Here is a 16,427-nt window from a genome sequence, read left to right on the forward strand (position 1 = left end):
GCTCTCTGTGGATTGCCGTATGCGGTACGCGTCTTGCAGGTCAAGGTCCGTACTACTCTGTATGGAATTGGGCGGTGTGGCCGCCTGGGTCGTCTGGCCGTGAGGAGCGTGAGCATGGTGGAGAAGCGGCGTGGTCCGGGGCGTCCGGCGTATGACTCGAAGCAGAAGCTCGTGGCGGCGACATGCGCGCTGCTGTCGGAGCGCGGGTTCGAGGCAACGAGCCCTGTGATGATCCAGCAGCGCTCCGGTATCGGGCAGGGCAGCATGTACCACCACTTCCCCGGCAAGGGGAAGGAAGGGCTCGCGCTGGATGCGATCAGTCACATGCGGGCAAGCACGCTCGCGTTCCTCGATGGCACCCCCGCGCCTCGCGGTGCTGACGTTGAGGCGGTGCGTGAGCACATCGTCGTCGCGCTGGATCGCCTGTTCGACCGTCGCGAAGGTCAGGCGCTGATCCGGCTGATGGCTGACGGGGTGGCCGGGGCGATCAAGCCGCTCGCGCAGGCGACCCAGGACTGGTGTGACGACATCCGTAGTGCGGTCGTGGTGATGCTCCGCGCCGACGACCCTGTCGAAGACCCCGAGGTGGCTGACGCGGCCGCCCGCTTCCTCGCTCCCGAGTTCGAGCACCTCGCTGAGGAGCTGCTCACTGCAGCGCTCGGGCGCGGGCTGGTCCGGTTGCCGAAGATCGCGTTCTACCTGTTCCCGGATCGCGAGGAGGCGTAGCCTGACTCCAAGAGAATTCCATACGGAGTAGTACGGTCCTCGACTTGCAAGAGGCGTGTCGGCTCAATGAGGGTCTGCTGGGCGGGCAGTAATCCGGCGTGAGGGTCGTGGTTTGGGAAGTGCTGCGCACCTACCTTGCATGGGAAGTGACGATCGGCAGCTACGCCTACGGGCGACCAAGCGGGATGCGCCAGAGCTGGGCAGGCTTGTCGAGTGGGTGCTGAACATCGCTGAGGCGCGATATCGGGCATACATGCACGGCGATCCGGACCCGTTCGGGCTCCCCGTTCCCGAGAGCATCGAGCAGATCGCGGGTCCTGAGCACGGTCCCGCAAATCTTGCGGGACCGTCAAACAGCACCGATGTGCGAAGCGAACCGCAGGAAGGAGGCACGCCATGAGCACCGCCACACACGAGACAGCACCAGTCGAGCCAACGGTGAGCGCTCCGGCACTCACCGCCGTGTCCTACCTGCGCGTGTCCACGCGCGAGCAGGCCGAGCGTGGCGGCACCGAGGAAGGCTTCTCGATCCCCGCCCAGCGCGAGGCTAACCAGCGCAAGGCCGACGAGTTGGGTGCGCGGATCGTGCGCCAGTTCGTGGATGCCGGGGAGTCGGCGCGTTCGGCGGATCGCGATGGGTTGCAGGACATGCTGGCGTTCATCGCTGCGACCCGCGTCACCTTCTGCATCGTGCATAAGCTCGACCGGCTCGCGCGCAATCGCGCCGATGACGTGAAGATTCACGAAGCACTCCTCGCTGCCGGGGTCACGCTCGTGTCCGCTACCGAGAGCATCGACCAGACGCCTTCGGGGATGCTCGTCCACGGCATCATGTCGTCCATTGCCGAGTTCTACAGCCGCAACCTTGCCACTGAAGTCAGCAAGGGACTGACGCAGAAGGTCGCGCAGGGCGGTACCCCAGGGCGCGCCCCCATCGGCTACCTCAACGTGCGCCGCACCGACGACCAGGGCCGCGAGATACGCACCGTCGACGTCGATCCCGAGCGCGCCCCGCTGATCGCGTGGGCGTTCGAGCAGTACGCGGGCGGTGAGACCTCCGTGACCGGTCTCCTATGCGACCTCACCGCACGCGGATTGGTGTCGGTGCCGTCGCCGAAGCGGCCATCCAGGCCGCTGGGGAAGAACGCCCTCTACCGCATGCTGACGAACCCGTACTACGCCGGGGTGATCCGCTACAAGGGAGCACTTCACCCTGGCGCGCACGAGCCCATCGTGGAGCCTGCTCTGTTCGATCAGGTGCAATCGCTGCTGAAGGCGCGCAACGCGCACGCAACTCGTCACGTACAGCACGCGCACCACCTGAAAGGGCTGCTGCACTGCGGTACCTGTGGGTCGCGGATGCTGCTGGACTTCGCGACCAACACGCGCGGCACGACCTACGCCTACTTCGTCTGCTCCGGCCGAGCAGCGAAGCGCACAACCTGCACCCGACGGGCGGTGCCCGTGCAGGTCGCGGAGCGCCTGGTCGAGGATTCCTACGCCAACATCGCTATCAGCGAAGACGACTACCGGCACCTCGCCGCCGAAGTCGACGCCGCGTTTGACGAGCGTGGCGCGGGACGCAATCAGGAGTTCGCCGACCTCACCGTAAACCGGGCGCGACTGGAAGCAGAGACCGACAAGCTGCTCGCCGCGCACTTCGCCGACGCGATCGACCTCCCTACGCTCAAACGTCATCAAGACCGCATCCGAGCCGGGCTCGCAGACATCGAGCAGCGCCTACGAGCGCACGACGAGCAACACATCGGCGGGCGGGCGTTCCTACACGACAGCCTGCGACTCCTCACCGACGCACACGACGCCTATGCCCACTCCGACGACGGGAGTAGGAGGCTGGCGAACCAGGCGTTCTACACGCGCCTGGAGATCACCGAGGACGAGCAGCTACGCCCGCGCCTCGCCGAACCGTTCGCAACCATCGTGGCCGAGGCAGCCGGAGGCAAGGAAGCCAAACGGGAACACTCCACATCTTCCGATGTCGCGTGTTCCCGTAAGACACTTTGGGGGGACCTAACGGGACTCGAACCCCTGACCTCTTGCATGAGATCGGAACGGTTTGCATACCGTCCCAAGGAGCACCTAACGAGAATCGAACCTCCGACATCTGCATTAGGCAGCGGCCTTAGCTCAAGCCAGTATGACCACCCTTTGGCGCTTCCTCCCCACCTTGTTGACGAATGGAGCGAAGCGCCATGTATGGCGAAGCTTATGCCCTACTTGAAAGGATCCACCGCTATGAAAATCTTCCAAGACCGGGGCATCGTTCCGACCGTCGCGATCCCGCGAAACCCGACGCTTTAAGACGCGCAAGCGTACCTGGACTTTCTTGCTCAGGAACATCCAGAACGCTATGAAGCTATTCAGTCCGTAGAGCGGGCTTATCGAGCGGTCAGCGCCGACGTCAATCAGCGAATCCGAGAATCTGGCGAATCAGGCGAAGATTGAACATTCCGCGTTCCCTGTCGGCGGGGTCGACGTTAACCCAAGAGACGTGCGCCGGGTCCAGGAGCTCGTCCGTCACCGCGCGAATGCGTTTGCGATCGTTCTTGCTCATTGACTCGTAGTCCAGGTCAGAGGCATCGAGCACACACGCGAACAGAACAGCGGAGTCGTCGAGGTGCCGCCTGCGGTCGCGTCGATCGACCAGCCAGGCCGCGCCCTTCGCGACGAGGGCACCGAGTTCATCCGGCACCCCGACGCGAGCATCCGCTCCAGAAGCGAACTGCAGCAGGTAGGAGTCACGTCGTCGGATCGCTTGCTCGCCCGACGGTGCGGCGAACGCCGGTCGGCGATTCATGCGCGGTTCCATTCGCGAAGGCAGGTGGTCGGCAACCATGAGATCGAGCTTGCGGCCGTCCTCGTGCCGAAACCGGTAAGCATGTTTCTCGTCATTGCCGAGTTCGAAGCCGATCTGCAGGAGCGCCGTGCGGGCCTGCGCCAGGCTCGAACGGTTGGCCATGTAGTCGACGAGCACATCCACGTCATCGGTCGGGCGGCGCATGACGACACCAGCACGTCGAGCGTGCGCGGCAACCATAAGGCCGCCGATGAGCGCCCATTCCTCGGAGACGCCATTCTCGGCGAGCTCGATGACGGTGCGCCAGGCCGGGATGAGATCGTCATCCTCCATGTCAACGGTCAGCGTGCGGCCAGCCATCGCTGCCTCATTTCTTCGAGCGCTTGGAGCCCCGCGCTTCGCTCGCGAGTGTCGATGCTTGCTGCGAGATCTGCTGCGACGACAGCTGCGGGCATGGTCTCGGCCGTGTAGCCGATTGGCAGCGTGTTCTCGAAGATCACGTCGTTCCCTGTCGCGGTGGGAATCATGAAGTGGGTCTTCGCATAGTCGCCCACCGTGCCTGACCGCACATAGCCGGCAACCTGGCGCGAGTCCTGGATCAGGTCGGTATCGAGCACGCTCACCGCCGCGCGACCGGTGCGGATTAGCCCGGCTGACGCGCGCTCCGCGTTCGCCGCGGTGAAGCGATGCGCACGCGTCCGCTTCGACACCACAGCGGCGATCGCGGCGGCGTCCGAGTCGCGGATACGGCGGCGCATACGGGCCCGGGTACTGGCGCTCAACCATTCCGCATCGAGGCCGGAGAGCTCCCAGAGCACCCCCCACGCAGTCGCCGCGTCGAGCGTGCGCCCCGAGCCTCGGCTGGTCGACACCTCGTATCGAGCGACGGCGTCGCTATCCGCGAGCCACGTTCCATTTGCGAGCTGGCGCCCCGTGACCTCCTCCGAGCGCAGCAGATCGCGCGCTCGACGTGTCGTGACGCCGAGGCGCTCGGCCAGCTGGGTTGCGGTCAGATCCACCATTGTCAGAAAACTTCCTACTTGGGAAGTATTGTGACACAGATAGGCAAGCGCGCCAAGAGCCAGAGCACTCATGACGCCTTCTTGAACACGCGGTCGAGCATCTCGGCGGTCACCGGGTTCACCATCTCGTTGCGGCGGATGTAGTGCTGGATCGTGATCCTCGGGTCAGTATGCCCGAGCAGCTCAGCGGCGAGGTCAACGCCGGCCTGCTCATTGATCGCGGTCGCGACAGTGCGGCGGAACATGTGCGGGGTAACACCGCTGATCCCAGCGAGATCGAGCACGTGGCGCAGCTGCCGGCGCACGTTGTTCGTCGTCAGCGGGGTTCCCTCGCGGCTGCAGAACAGCAGAGCATCGAGTGACGAATCATCCAGTCGAGTGAGACGACGCCGCACTGCCTCTGCCGTAAACGAGGGGATCGCGACCGTGCGTCGTGACTTCGCTGTCTTCGGATGATCCTGCCGCATGGTCGGTTCACCACGATGAGTGACTATCGTGCCACTGATTCGAATCGATGGCGTCGCACTCGTGATGTCGATATCTCGGCGCCGGATGGCGAGCACTTCGCCGATGCGGGCGGACGTACCGAGCATGACTTCGATGATCGCGCCGAGCTGTCCGTCCGGTCGCGGCCCCGAGTACGAGCGTCCGGCCTCCCAGTACGCGATCGCAGCACGCACGGCGTTCACCTCGGCGGGCGTCAGCGCGTTCGGTGTTGTCTGGGGTTTCCGGAGCCGTGAGACGTGATCCATAGGGCTGCGCGGCAGCACTTCGTGCCGCGCCGCCAGACCGAGTGCGAGGCGCAGCACTACGCGGGCCTGCTTGGCGCGGTTGTAGCTCTGCTTCGCGAGTTGCTTGAGGAAGTGATCGCAGCGGGCGACGCCGATCTCGCGCAGGGTGAGGTGCTCGAACGCGGGCAGCACCAGCGTGCGCATGTTCCGTTCGCAGAGTTGCAGCGTCGTCTTCGAAAGCCGATCCTCGAGTTCGAGATCCTCCAGCCAGTATGCGACCAGGTCGGGGAACGGACTGTCGGGCGTGAGCGCCGAGCCGCCGGGTTGAAACAGACTGCGCTCCGCGAGCTTCGCCTTCAGTGCTCGCTCGGCCGAATTTCGTGTGTCGCCCGTCGCCTGAACGAGTCGGGACTTCCCGTCCCAGTCCCGATAACGAGCACGCGCGATGGTTCGCACGTTCGGGTTCTTGAGGTATCCGATCTCGCCGAAGGTTCCGATGGTGAGTCGCTGCCGGCTCATCATGTCACCTCCCGTTCGAGGCGGCGGGCGGTGACGCGTCGCGCTGCCGTTCGACCCAGATCCGCACGTCGGAGACGGCGAACTTCAGGTGCTCGCCGAAGCGGTAGTCGCGAGGGCCGAGGCCGCGGGCGCGCCAGTCGTAGATCGTGGAGATGGGGATGCCGAGGTAGTCGGCGAGTTCTCTCACATCGAGCAGGGGTTCGAGGCCCCAGGGGGTGTCGGCCGGGCTGGGTGCGGTGTTCGCTCCGAGTAGGTACCAGGTGGATCCTGCGACTCGCTGCGCTCGCGCAGGATGACCGGGGCTGGGTTTCGACTCGCTGCGCTCACTCAACCAGCGGCGTCGCTCAACCGGCGGCGAGCGAACGCCAAAGCCCCGAAACTTCCGCGAAATCTCGCGGGAGTTCCGGGGCGATCGGTCGGGCTGACAGGATTTGAACCTGCGACCCCTTGACCCCCAGGCGTCCAGACGGTTCAAAACTCACCGAAAACCGCGTATTTCCGCGGATCAGATCATGCAGAGTACGTCACGAAATGCAGGGTTTGCATGATTCTGGTCCCCTTTTGGTCCCCCTCCGGCGGCGCGCCAAGAACACAGCTTCCGGGGCGTCTCCAGTCAGTCGATTTCGGACGATCTCCCCGTTCAGGAACTAGCATCGTGCCCTTGCAAATGTGCAATGCGATCGTCAGCATTCCAAAAATCATCCTCGATGTCCGCGATGACAACGGCCGTACCATAGACGACCGCAGCATCGGTTCCGGGCGTTGACGCCTGGTCCGCGTCGAGCAGCTGCGGGCTCTGCAGCCTAGCAATCTCATCCCATCCGGATTGATCTCCTTCTGCTGAGTCCTTTGCAGTGGACAGGTCATCAGTAATCGCTGCGCCGATGACCGTCAAGATGCTGCTGAGCGCGGACACATACTCGGTCCCAGCGTGAGCGGAGGTGCGTTCATCGATCTGCGCTTTGAGGCCGACGAGACGGTCCCAAGCTTCTTCAAGCACCCGTCCTTCCTCGTCGGGAATCAGAGTACTCCCGCGGATCGCAATGACAGCGGCGATCGAAGATAGACGACGAGCTTGTTTGAGGTAAGCCGCATAGGGATCAGAAATTGGTGTTGGAGCGATCGAGCCTGCGAATGCGGAAGGGTCTCCACGATCGCCAAGCGGGATCACCCCGTGATGCGCAACCTGGAAGATTGAGGCAGACAAGTAGCCATCGGCCGAGCGCAGACCAATCCACACACGCCGGTCTGGATGTTCGACAGCAGTTCTCACAGCATCTGCGAGAGGTGCGAGATCATTTAGGTAGGCGAGGAGGCTCTCGCCGTCCACGATGATCGCTAGGTCTCCGGGGGGCCAACTCATTATCGATTGTTCGGAGGAGCTGGGCACTACAGCGACCGCGTACCCCGCCCTTGTGAGCGCGAGTCGCATTCGTTCAGCCTCCTTCTGCAGGGCTGCGGGAGAGCGCTCGGTCGCAACGGTTGCTGCTGCGGCGATCCGAGCGGTTCCCCCGTGCCGCCCAGCAGCGGCGCGCATGGAAACACGCATTGACAAGTCCGATCCAGCGCTGGCGGATGCGACCATTCGCAATTGGCAGAGGCAGTTGAATAGCTGAGCGCAATCGGGTGGGGTGGGGAGGTAACGGTATCGGTCAAGTTCGATCAGTGCGCCGACCTTTGGGATGAGGCTGTCGAGCGTTCCGATAGTCAGGATGGGGCGCCGCTCGGCGACATCCTTCCGCGCAAGATTTGGAATGACTTGCTGAAGTAGCATCCGCACGACAGTGACGGCGTCGCTCTCGACTGGATAGTCGCCGAGAGCGCCGGGCACTTCGTCCGTGTAGCCCTCGTCTGCCGGAGAGTCCATCTCGGAAAGCAGTGCGGTGACTAATTCGAACCGGCGGACAATCGTTTGAGGCACAGCCCGATCGCCTAGGGTATGTCTCGTAAATAGTTGAGCCAGGCTACGACCCCATTGAGGACGACCGCGGCCCGGTACACAATCGCGAGCTTGTCGTAACGGGTCGCGAGCCCGCGCCATTGCTTGAGCCGACAATAGCCACGCTCGATCACGTTCCTGCCCCGGTATTTCTCGGCATCAAATTTCGGTGGCCTGCCACCGGTACGGCCGCGGCGCTTTCGGTGTGCTTGCTGGTCGCGGGGCTCAGGAATGACCGCCTCGACGCGATGTTCTCGAAGATACTCGCGGTTCTTGCGTGACGAGTACGCCTTGTCACCCAAGACCGCATCGGGTCTGGTGCGGCGGCCGATCTGCACGTGCTCCATGAGCGGGACGAACATCGGCGAGTCCCCGTCTTGACCTGCGGTGCAGATCGTCACAAGCGGCAGACCCTGCCCATCGACCAGCTGATGCGTTTTCGTGGACAGGCCACCCCTGGAGCGGCCTACCGCGTGGTCAAGCGGCTCGATCAGCAGATTCTTGTAATTCGACGAATCCCTTTTTTAGGCGTGACACGTTCGTCGCGTGCTGATGCGCACGCGCGATCGTGGAGTCCACCGACACCGACCAGTCGATGAGTCCCTCGCGATCCGCGAGCGCGTGTAGCCGCTGCTGCACCTGATCCCAGGCGCCATCACCGGCCATGCGGCGGTGCCACCGCCATACCGTCTGCCACGGCCCGAACGCTTCGGGAAGGTCGCGCCACGCGATCCCGCACCGATACCGGTAGATGATGCCCTCGACCATCGTGCGGGCATCGGCGAACGGGCGGCCCTTTCTCCCGGTCGGGCCGGGCATCAGATCCGCGATGAGTTCCCATTGGTCATCCGAAAGGAGCTGGAATCGTGACATGACTCCACGATCCCAGCTCTATCAAGAAAATTTACGAGACACGCCCTAGGTGCGCGAGCGTGATCTCTGGGAGCAGATCGAGGAGTGCTTCTAGTGCTTTAGCCTCAGCCGCAAGCTTGGCCGTCAACGTGCCCGCGCCGTACTTTCGCGACAAGGCGCGAGCCTGGGCTCTGTTTTCAGACACTTCGAGGGCATGAGGCAGATTCTCACGGGGAATCGCTTTGTCAACGAGCGGGTAGTCGCCGAGCTTGACCAAACGCCCGAGGGCATCCACCGCACCTACCCGCGCGATCATCGCTGTCGGCGCAAGAGCGAGGGCCAGCCGGCAGACCTCAACGACAGCCTCGTTCTGGTTCGGTTGCAACTCCTCATCGATGAAGATCCATTTGCCATCCACCCCGTCGGCTGCGCGCTCCAACGACGCTAGCCATGGTGTTTCTGTCGCGACCCGGCGCAGGAGGAGCTGCTCGCCGCCGGCTGTGATGACAGCGCGTTCCGCAAGCTCAGGTGCCACGCGACGCAACGCCTCCGTCATATCGGCTGCGTCGCGCAACGGCCACACCGTCAGACGCGCACCGATTGCACGCGCTGCGGCTTCCAACGCCGTGACGTCAAAACCGCGAAGTACGGTGATGGCCTGCAGAAGGAGTTGGGTTGAATCGTCATCGGAGACCGCAGCGGTCGTGAGTTCTTCGACCAGCGCCGTGTCAATCTTTCGCCACAAAAGTTGCAGATCCGGATCGGTCGGGACGCTGCGGAGCCGCTCGATGGCTGCCACAATCTCGGGTTTGAAGAGATGTTCTGTATCGGGGCGTTGCTTAGTGCGGGACATCATGAACGCATTCACAGCGTTGCCAGCATCAACGTCACATTCATCGAGAATGCGCTTCCATTCGTCAGCTCGCCGTCGCAATCCATTGGCGCGGAATGCGGATGCGACTGCGATGAGCGTCTGGAGGGTACGATCGCGTGCAATACGTTCGCTTGCGGCCTGGACCATTGCGGCTTGGTCGGCTCCGGACTCGAGCGCTCGTCGGAGAAATCGCGCGAGCTCGGCGCTGGTCACCAGAGGAACAATGCGCTGGAGGGTCTCCTGCTGCCCAAAGGGGTGAGCTGCTCGGGCGAGTGCTGCGGAACGGATTTCGTGCAGCGGCCGTATGAGGTTGCCCGAGTCCTCAACGATGAGATGCTCGTCGATGAGGCGGCGGCTGGCGGCGATAAATGCGCTGCTATCGACATTCAGAGCGGATTGGATCGCGTGTGCAGGCACGGCGACGCCATATTGGTTGGCACCCGATGCGAGCCGCAGGATCTCAAGCTCAAGATGTCGACCCGGGTCTGCTTCGCGTGCGGCAACTTGTGCGCTGACGACGGCTTCGAGATTCACGCCTTCGGTGAGCAGAGTGACGTACTCCAGTAGGAGACCGCCAGCTCGCTCAGCCGGTTCCCGCCATCCGGCCCATTCAGTGAGATTGTCGGCCCGGTAGTCACACCAGAGTTCCGCTGCAAAGGTGTCATCAAGAACTGGCGTTATCGTGGCAATCGCCGACAGCAGCGGGACGGGGAAGCGGTCTTCCTCCCGAATCGAAACAACGGTGATCACGTTCGACAGATCCGCAAGCCGTCTCAGTAATCGATCAAGGAGATCTGGGTCGTGGCGCCCAGCGTCATCGATGATGACCCCCACAGGGGCATACGCACTCGGCCGCAAAGACTCAATACGTGCGGAAAGAAGAGCGACAGCATCGCGCCCAGTGCGCCCAGTTGGCGTCAGCGAGTGGACATGCTGCCAGCGATACAGAGTCCGAGTCTGGTACCCAGCGGCGTAGGCGAGGGCGCTCTTGCCACTGCCGCTCGGCCCTGCGATGACCGCCAACCGGCGGGCTACTGCGACTTCGATAACCTGCTGGGTTAGTTCAACACGGGGCACGAGCGATCCGGCAGCGACATGAGGTGCCCCGACGTGCATGCCCGGACGTACGTCCGAGTCACCTTCGGAAGATCGCCAGTCGATTGCCTCGCAGACTCCCAGCGACCTCGCCTCATCGAGCAACTTAAGGTCAACGGTCGCGAGCACCTGATCTATGAGACCATCGATGCCCGCAATATCCACGGCCGCACGCCTCGCGACATCCGGGTCTGCATTGGCGTCGCTAGTCTGTCCCACCTGAGTGCATACGGCAGCCACAATTATTTCCGCAAGCCCGTACGGAAAATCACGAGCTTCGGCAACGATGCGGATCGCCTCTGCGTGCGGATCGGGACAGACTACGACCGAGGCTGAGGCCGCGAAGGAAGCCGAATCCTGATCATTGTCGAAGGAGAGAGCATCCAGTTCCTTGGCCAATTCACTCGAGGCACTAGAGCCAGGTTGTGCAGCCTCGCTCCCCCACTCGGGTAGTGGGATTCGAGCGACCGGGCGCTCGAGCAGGAGAATGGTCGCGGCGGGAAGCTCGGCGTCCTTACGCTTAACCCAAGCCTTCGCGACAGAACGTAAGTCTCTTCGCAACTCCGTCGGCTCGAAATCGCCCGCACTCTCGCGTCGCGACTTGACCTGAATGAAACATGATCCGCTCGCCGACTGCACCGAAATGTCGTCAAAGCCTTCCGGCGTCACAATCGCTGTCGCGTCATCTTCGCTCCACAGACGCAATACAAAGAGCGTCGCAACAAGATCCTGAAAACGAAAGCCGCGCCCGGCGCGCGCACCTGCACGTGAAGCGGACCACAACGCAGCCTGCGAGTCAGTCGGCTCACTAGTCGTCGCTGGGCTGACAGACGGTGGGGCCTCCCGCTTCTGGCTGCGACGCTCCTGGGCAGCAGCTCGTCGGCGCGCTTCGGCCTTCGCGCGCTCAGGGCTTCGACGAGTCATGAGTTGGAGTTATCAACGAATGGCGATGCACCGAAATGTGCCGAATGTAGCTCGTTGAGGATGCCGGTACTAAGAGCGGTGCAGTACCTCCGAAAGTCACAAACATGTCATGCGCCATCGATCTCAATGGGAAGCTGAAGATCAGTTGCAATCGGCGTGTAAAGATCGACATCTTGTTCACGGCTCTTAAGCGAGACGATCAGCGAGTAGCGGACAGGAAGGTTGAGCCGGTCTTTGCGCTGGTTGCGTTTCCACCAGCCGCCAACTGGGTACACGCCGATAACTCCGCTGGCAGCCAACTCTTGTCCAGATCCCTCCCAAATGTCTTGGTGAAGCGAGCCAAGGTTGCGCTGATTCGGTCCGATGAACCAACGATCAGAGCCCGACGACGGAGTAGTGCGAGTCGATTCTTCGTCATCTTCAGCGTCGCGGTTGATGCGGGAAATGAACTCGGTCTCAGTCTCAGTCGGCGATTTGAGCTCGAAGCGAAGAAGATGCGACGCATAGGAATAGCGTTGCCTCCAGCCGCGCCTGGATGCGGACGGCTCAACAAAGTAGGACAACGTGACCTTGAGTGTGACATCGCCGGCACCGATGCTTTCGAGCACCTCGACTGGCCACGGCATCGCGTGGAGCCTGAATCTGCGCATCTTGTACTCGTTCCCCTCAAAGGGGACGAACGTGTCCTGTGTGACCAGGGTGACGGACTGTCTGGAAGAACGAAGCACCGCGTCTTCTGTCGGCACTCCCCACCCGTATCGCCTCAGTAGTTCGAGCTTGGTTTCTTTCTTCGTGCCAGTCGCATCGAATTCGGCACGCATCGCGGGTGTCCACTCGGCTGCATGTACAAGCAAACCGCGCACAGTTTCCGGCCAGTAATCTGGGTATTGAGCCATCGTCAGTGCCGCTAAGCGGGACGCCTGTGCGGTAGCAGCACTCGTTGCGTTAGCGGAGGTGAGTGCTAGGTCGTTGTGCATTCCTGTCGAACGCAACGAGAGCAACGGATGTCGGTCTTCGTATCCGGACCCACCGTCGGTAAGGACGTTGCCGCCTTCGAAGCAGATATCCGGTTTGATCGGCCACCTGCTCTTACCAAACGGAAGCGACGTCCGACTGTGAGGTGAAAGCTCGCCTTCGCCCGCCATCGCTTTCCATCCCGCATACTCGGGATCGGTCGGCACGGTCACAAGATTCGTGTGGGCGCCAACGGTCAGAGCGTTCCAGGATTGTGCAGGGTCTTCGATGCCAGATGTGTCAGATTCGAGGCGGTGATCCGGCTGATAGCTGTCGACATTCCCTGTAGCGATAACAAGTAGTCGACTAGCGTCACGGTCGGGTTGAGACAACAGCTGCAGTTGGTTTCCATCTCGAATGATGTCTGTGCCAACCGCGAGCGCGTCTACTGTCGAGGACCAGAGTGTCGGCACGCCTGGGCGGTCTGGATCGCTGGATACCGGCATACAGAACACGCGTTTGCGCCGCGCCGCGATCTCTGCCACGGCGACCGCCTCAATAGTGACTGTTCCGTAGTCGAGGGGGTCGGTGTCGGGCTCGTCGGGTTCCGGGAGGATTCGGACTGACTCAAGTCGGTGATGCAACTGAACCGTTCCGGTCCCAGTAAGAAGATCATCGAGCGAGCCATAGAGCGCGAGGCCAGCCATGGAGGTGCCGTGGCCTTGTCGGTCGTTTCCTGAAGTTCCTATGACCGTGTGGAGATCTCCGGGGTCCAGGGAGTTCGATAGAAGTCGGTGTGTCCGGGCTACTCCTGTATCGAGGTGGCAGACCGCAGGTGAGTCCTTCGATGCTGGGAGCACGCGGGACGCTAGGTCGTCGACGTACTCATCCTGTTCACCCGGAAGTAGGTCTTCGATCGTGTCGATGAACTCGGGGCGACGAATCTCCGCAATCGGGACGTTTGTGAACGGCAGGATTTCGAGCTGTCGCCATGTTGCCTCGATCCAGACAACGACTCTGTCGTTCAATGCAAGTGAGTGGTCCAGAAGCTTCAGTTCGTACGCGGACGCAAACTTCTGAAGAGAGTCAATGCTCTGCTCTGATGGATCCAGCCAGAGCTCCCACCAACGGAGTCCAGACTTTGGCGGTTCGCCGTCGGACTGCCAGAGATCATCGAGGATGGATTGGCGGATCCTGGAAATATTGGCGACAAGGGCACGGTTTGCGGGGTTGCCGTCTGGAGTCTCCCACTTGTCTTCTGATGCCTTCGTGATCTTCTTTTCGAGATAGTCCTCGAAAAGCTTCAGGAACTGAGGACGATAGGTGTCTGCCACCCAGACGATTGCGCGCTCTGGCAGGTCTTCTGTTGCTGGTTGCACAGAGAGGAGCAGCCATTGAGGCACCTTCGGCGTCTTGCGGTGTCGCGAGAAAGCCTGAAGAGATTCAATCTTCAAGGGGTAGGCAGCGTCTTCTCCTTCCAAAGTGATGATGCTGCCGAGGGCCTTCAGTTCGTCGGCGCTGAGGCTTGTACTGTGCCGTTCGTCATCGATGTCAGAGAAGGTGTCCTGGAGCTGTCCCTTGATGGCGAGTCCGTGGGCACGGTATTCGACTGGGCGAATCTTGGGGTTGCCCTGCCCGCCACGGGAGAAGTTCTCATTACGTGCTCGGTCGAGAACGTAGAGGTGGGTGAGGTGTCGGAGTTCGTCAGCCAAGGCTCGCCGTTCGCCGGGTGTCCAGCGCAGCGATGAGATCGTTGGCGGTGATAAGCGTGTCGCCCCGCATCAGGATGGACTTTGCTGAGGCCTCGGCGGCCTTTACGAGGTCTGCGTGACTGAGTCCCTCGGTATGCGAGTCGACGTTGTCCCAGCGCATTCCCTTGATAAGTGAACCCAATCTGCCTTTGATGACGGATCGGGCCTGGATCTTGTCGGGGAGCTGATAAGTGAGGACCATGTCGAATCGTCTGAAGAGGGCCTTGTCCAGGATCGAGCGGTGATTGGTTGCTGCGATCACGATGCTCTCTGGGCTGGATTGCTCTAGGAAAACCAGGAATGAATTCAGAATTCTCCGGGCCTCGCCAACATCGTTACCAGAGCGGTCAGCTCCAAGCGCATCAAATTCGTCGAAGAGATACACGCCACGGCGTTCTGCGACCGCGTCAAACACGAGTCGCAGCTTGCCTGCTGTCTCACCCATGTATTTGCTGAGCAAGCTATCGAGCCGAATCGTGAACATAGGAAGCGATAACTCGCGCGCGAGCACCGCAGCGGTCATCGTCTTTCCGGTGCCTGGCGGCCCTTCAAGGAGCAGTCGATGCGTGGGATCGAAGCCGTGTTCGAGGAGTACTTTTCGCTGTCGCTGCTCCGCGATCACCTGTTTGAGTCGCTCAACGAGTTCGCCTGGCCCCACGAGGTTCTTCAGAGTCACTTCCGGGTGTGTGACTTCGATCAGATCTGCCAGGTCACCGCGTGGCTTGGCGAGCTTGGTGACGTTGCTACGAGGAGTTGTCTGCCGAGAGGCATCGACTGCCTTCTTGATGTCGTCAGCGAGTATGTGATGACCTTGACGGGCTTCCCGTGCGGCGACTTGGAGAGCGACCGAGTAGAACGCTGAATCGTCACCAGAGGCGTGACTGCGGACCATAGCAGTGATGTGTTCCCCCAAGCCAGCCATCACGCCTCCTCGCAGCATCATTTCATCGGGTATAGCCCTCCCCGTTCAGTCTAGTGCGTCAGCACCACAGAACTCGGGAGCGCCTCGGAGCATGCAACCAGTGTCTAGGTGACCTCTGACATCGCGCAAAAGGTCACGACTCGTTCCAGCTGTTGTCGAAAGGGCTCTAATCGGCACTCACCCGGCCTTGCCGAAGGCTCGCTCAAGGTGCTCCGCCGTGACGGGGTTCACAGTCTCGCTGCGCTGAATGTAGTGCTGCATCGTGATCCGCGGATCGGTGTGCCCGAGCAACTCGGAGGCAAGTAGCGCGCCTTGCGCATCGTTGACGACGGTCGCGACAGTTCGGCGGAATCGATGCGGTGTGACGTTCTCGATCCCAGCGTCATCCATCACGTCGCGCAGGAGTCGACGGACGTTGTTCGTCGTGTGCGGCGTCCGGGCTCGCGTGCTGAAGAGGAGCGCATCTGGATCGGTTTCTCCGCTTCGGAGAAGACGTGAGCGGATCGCGTGCAACGCAAACGAAGGCAGCGCTACGCGGCGAACTGAACGATCGGTCTTCGGATGAGCCTGACGGTGGGTGGGCTCGCCCTTGCGGCTGATGATCGTTCCAGCGATCCGCGCGGTCGGGATCGGTCCATCTAGGTGAAGATCCTGGACTCGGATCGCGAGGACCTCGCCGATGCGCGCCGAGGTGCCGAGCATGACCTCGACGATCTGGCCGAGCTGTCGATCAGGCCGCGGTCCCGAAGAGATACAGCGCGACTCCCACGCTTTGATCGCTGCCCGGATGTCCTGCACCTCATCGATGGTGAACGCGTCCGGGATGGTCTTCTTCCTGTGCAAACGGGAGACGTGATCCATCGGGTTGCGGGGCACGATTTCGTGGCGGACGGCGAGCGCGAGGGCGAGCCGGAGCACAACTCGGGCGTGCTTGGCGCGGCTGTAGCTGCGTCTGGCGAGTTGTTTGAGGAAGTAGTCGCAGCGAGCGACGCCGACTTCTCTAAGAGTGAGTTCCTTGAACGTCGGCATCACGAGGGTGCGCATGTCTCGTTCGTAAAGGTTTCGCGTGGTTCGCGAGAGGCGGTCTTCGATCTCCATGTCTTCGAGCCAGTAGGCGACGAGTTCCGGGAAGGGGCTGTCGGCGCTCATTCCGTTGAATCCCGGTTGGTAGAGGGAGCGTTCGGCGAGCTTCTGTTTCAGCTTCCGCTCGGCGGTGGATCGTGAGGAGGCGGTGGCTTGAACAAGTCGATTCTTCCCGTCCCAGTCCCGATATCGGGTTCGTGCCACGTAGTTGCCGCTT

Annotated in this window: 12 protein-coding genes; 2 read left to right on the forward strand and 10 right to left on the reverse strand. The window is 61.9% G+C overall.

Annotated elements, in window-relative coordinates; genetic code table 11:
* Positions 1-114: 114 nt before the first annotated feature.
* Together EVS81_RS06025 and EVS81_RS06030 are read left to right on the forward strand one after the other, a co-directional pair.
* On the forward strand, positions 115-726 hold the full coding sequence (locus EVS81_RS06025) for a TetR/AcrR family transcriptional regulator (RefSeq protein WP_130109590.1): 612 nt from the start codon (positions 115-117) through the stop codon (positions 724-726).
* Positions 727-1,122: 396 nt separating this feature from the next.
* Complete coding sequence (locus tag EVS81_RS06030) at positions 1,123-3,048, forward strand: recombinase family protein (RefSeq protein ID WP_240739993.1); 1,926 nt, start codon at positions 1,123-1,125, stop codon at positions 3,046-3,048.
* Positions 3,049-3,148: 100 nt separating this feature from the next.
* On the opposite strand, the gene EVS81_RS06035 is transcribed toward EVS81_RS06030, so the two are convergent.
* The 10 genes from EVS81_RS06035 to EVS81_RS06080 all read right to left on the reverse strand — a co-directional run bounded on the left by EVS81_RS06035 (position 3,149) and on the right by EVS81_RS06080 (position 16,414).
* On the reverse strand, positions 3,149-3,904 hold the full coding sequence (locus EVS81_RS06035) for a hypothetical protein (RefSeq protein WP_130109591.1): 756 nt from the start codon (positions 3,902-3,904) through the stop codon (positions 3,149-3,151).
* Entirely contained in the window at positions 3,886-4,566 is a 681-nt protein-coding gene (locus EVS81_RS06040) for a hypothetical protein (protein ID WP_130109592.1), read from the reverse strand. Before EVS81_RS06040 ends, EVS81_RS06035 begins: the two co-directional genes overlap by 19 nt.
* Before the next feature lie 68 nt (positions 4,567-4,634).
* Positions 4,635-5,816 (reverse strand): tyrosine-type recombinase/integrase, encoded by a 1,182-nt coding sequence (locus tag EVS81_RS06045; protein ID WP_130109593.1) that lies wholly within the window; start codon positions 5,814-5,816, stop codon positions 4,635-4,637.
* A 4-nt stretch (positions 5,817-5,820) separates the two neighbouring features.
* Positions 5,821-6,147, reverse strand: a complete 327-nt coding sequence (locus EVS81_RS16045) for a helix-turn-helix domain-containing protein (protein WP_240739994.1) — start codon at positions 6,145-6,147, stop codon at positions 5,821-5,823.
* Between the two features lie 309 nt (positions 6,148-6,456).
* The gene (locus EVS81_RS06055; RefSeq protein ID WP_130109594.1) at positions 6,457-7,737 is read right to left on the reverse strand and encodes a hypothetical protein; all 1,281 of its coding nucleotides are present in this window, start codon (positions 7,735-7,737) and stop codon (positions 6,457-6,459) included.
* Between the two features lie 11 nt (positions 7,738-7,748).
* Positions 7,749-8,628 (reverse strand): IS5 family transposase gene (locus EVS81_RS06060; protein ID WP_130109595.1). Its coding sequence is split into 2 segments (ribosomal slippage): positions 7,749-8,270 and positions 8,272-8,628, totalling 879 coding nucleotides; the frame shifts between segments, so codons are not numbered across the junction.
* 31 nt (positions 8,629-8,659) lie between these two features.
* Positions 8,660-11,359, reverse strand: a complete 2,700-nt coding sequence (locus EVS81_RS06065; protein ID WP_130109596.1) for a dsDNA nuclease domain-containing protein — start codon at positions 11,357-11,359, stop codon at positions 8,660-8,662.
* Between the two features lie 248 nt (positions 11,360-11,607).
* Entirely contained in the window at positions 11,608-14,166 is a 2,559-nt protein-coding gene (locus tag EVS81_RS06070; protein WP_130109597.1) for a S8 family peptidase, read from the reverse strand.
* Positions 14,159-15,127 (reverse strand): AAA family ATPase, encoded by a 969-nt coding sequence (locus tag EVS81_RS06075; RefSeq protein ID WP_130111313.1) that lies wholly within the window; start codon positions 15,125-15,127, stop codon positions 14,159-14,161. The genes EVS81_RS06070 and EVS81_RS06075 overlap by 8 nt, the downstream gene beginning before the upstream one ends.
* A gap of 177 nt (positions 15,128-15,304) precedes the next feature.
* Positions 15,305-16,414, reverse strand: coding sequence for a tyrosine-type recombinase/integrase (locus tag EVS81_RS06080; RefSeq protein ID WP_240739996.1), 1,110 nt, complete (start codon positions 16,412-16,414; stop codon positions 15,305-15,307).
* Between the last annotated feature and the right edge of the window lie 13 nt (positions 16,415-16,427).

The sequence above is a fragment of the Leucobacter triazinivorans genome, assembly GCF_004208635.1.
Classification (GTDB): domain Bacteria; phylum Actinomycetota; class Actinomycetes; order Actinomycetales; family Microbacteriaceae; genus Leucobacter; species Leucobacter triazinivorans.

What these genes read in the sequence shown, in the direction of transcription:
- EVS81_RS06025 (WP_130109590.1), top strand. Translation starts at nt 115, where the DNA reads ATGGTGGAGAAGCGGCGTGGTCCGGGGCGTCCGGCGTATGACTCGAAG.
- EVS81_RS06030 (WP_240739993.1), top strand. Translation starts at nt 1,123, where the DNA reads ATGAGCACCGCCACACACGAGACAGCACCAGTCGAGCCAACGGTGAGC.
- EVS81_RS06035 (WP_130109591.1), bottom strand. Translation starts at nt 3,904, where the DNA reads ATGGCTGGCCGCACGCTGACCGTTGACATGGAGGATGACGATCTCATC.
- EVS81_RS06040 (WP_130109592.1), bottom strand. Translation starts at nt 4,566, where the DNA reads ATGGTGGATCTGACCGCAACCCAGCTGGCCGAGCGCCTCGGCGTCACG.
- EVS81_RS06045 (WP_130109593.1), bottom strand. Translation starts at nt 5,816, where the DNA reads ATGAGCCGGCAGCGACTCACCATCGGAACCTTCGGCGAGATCGGATAC.
- EVS81_RS06075 (WP_130111313.1), bottom strand. Translation starts at nt 15,127, where the DNA reads ATGGCTGGCTTGGGGGAACACATCACTGCTATGGTCCGCAGTCACGCC.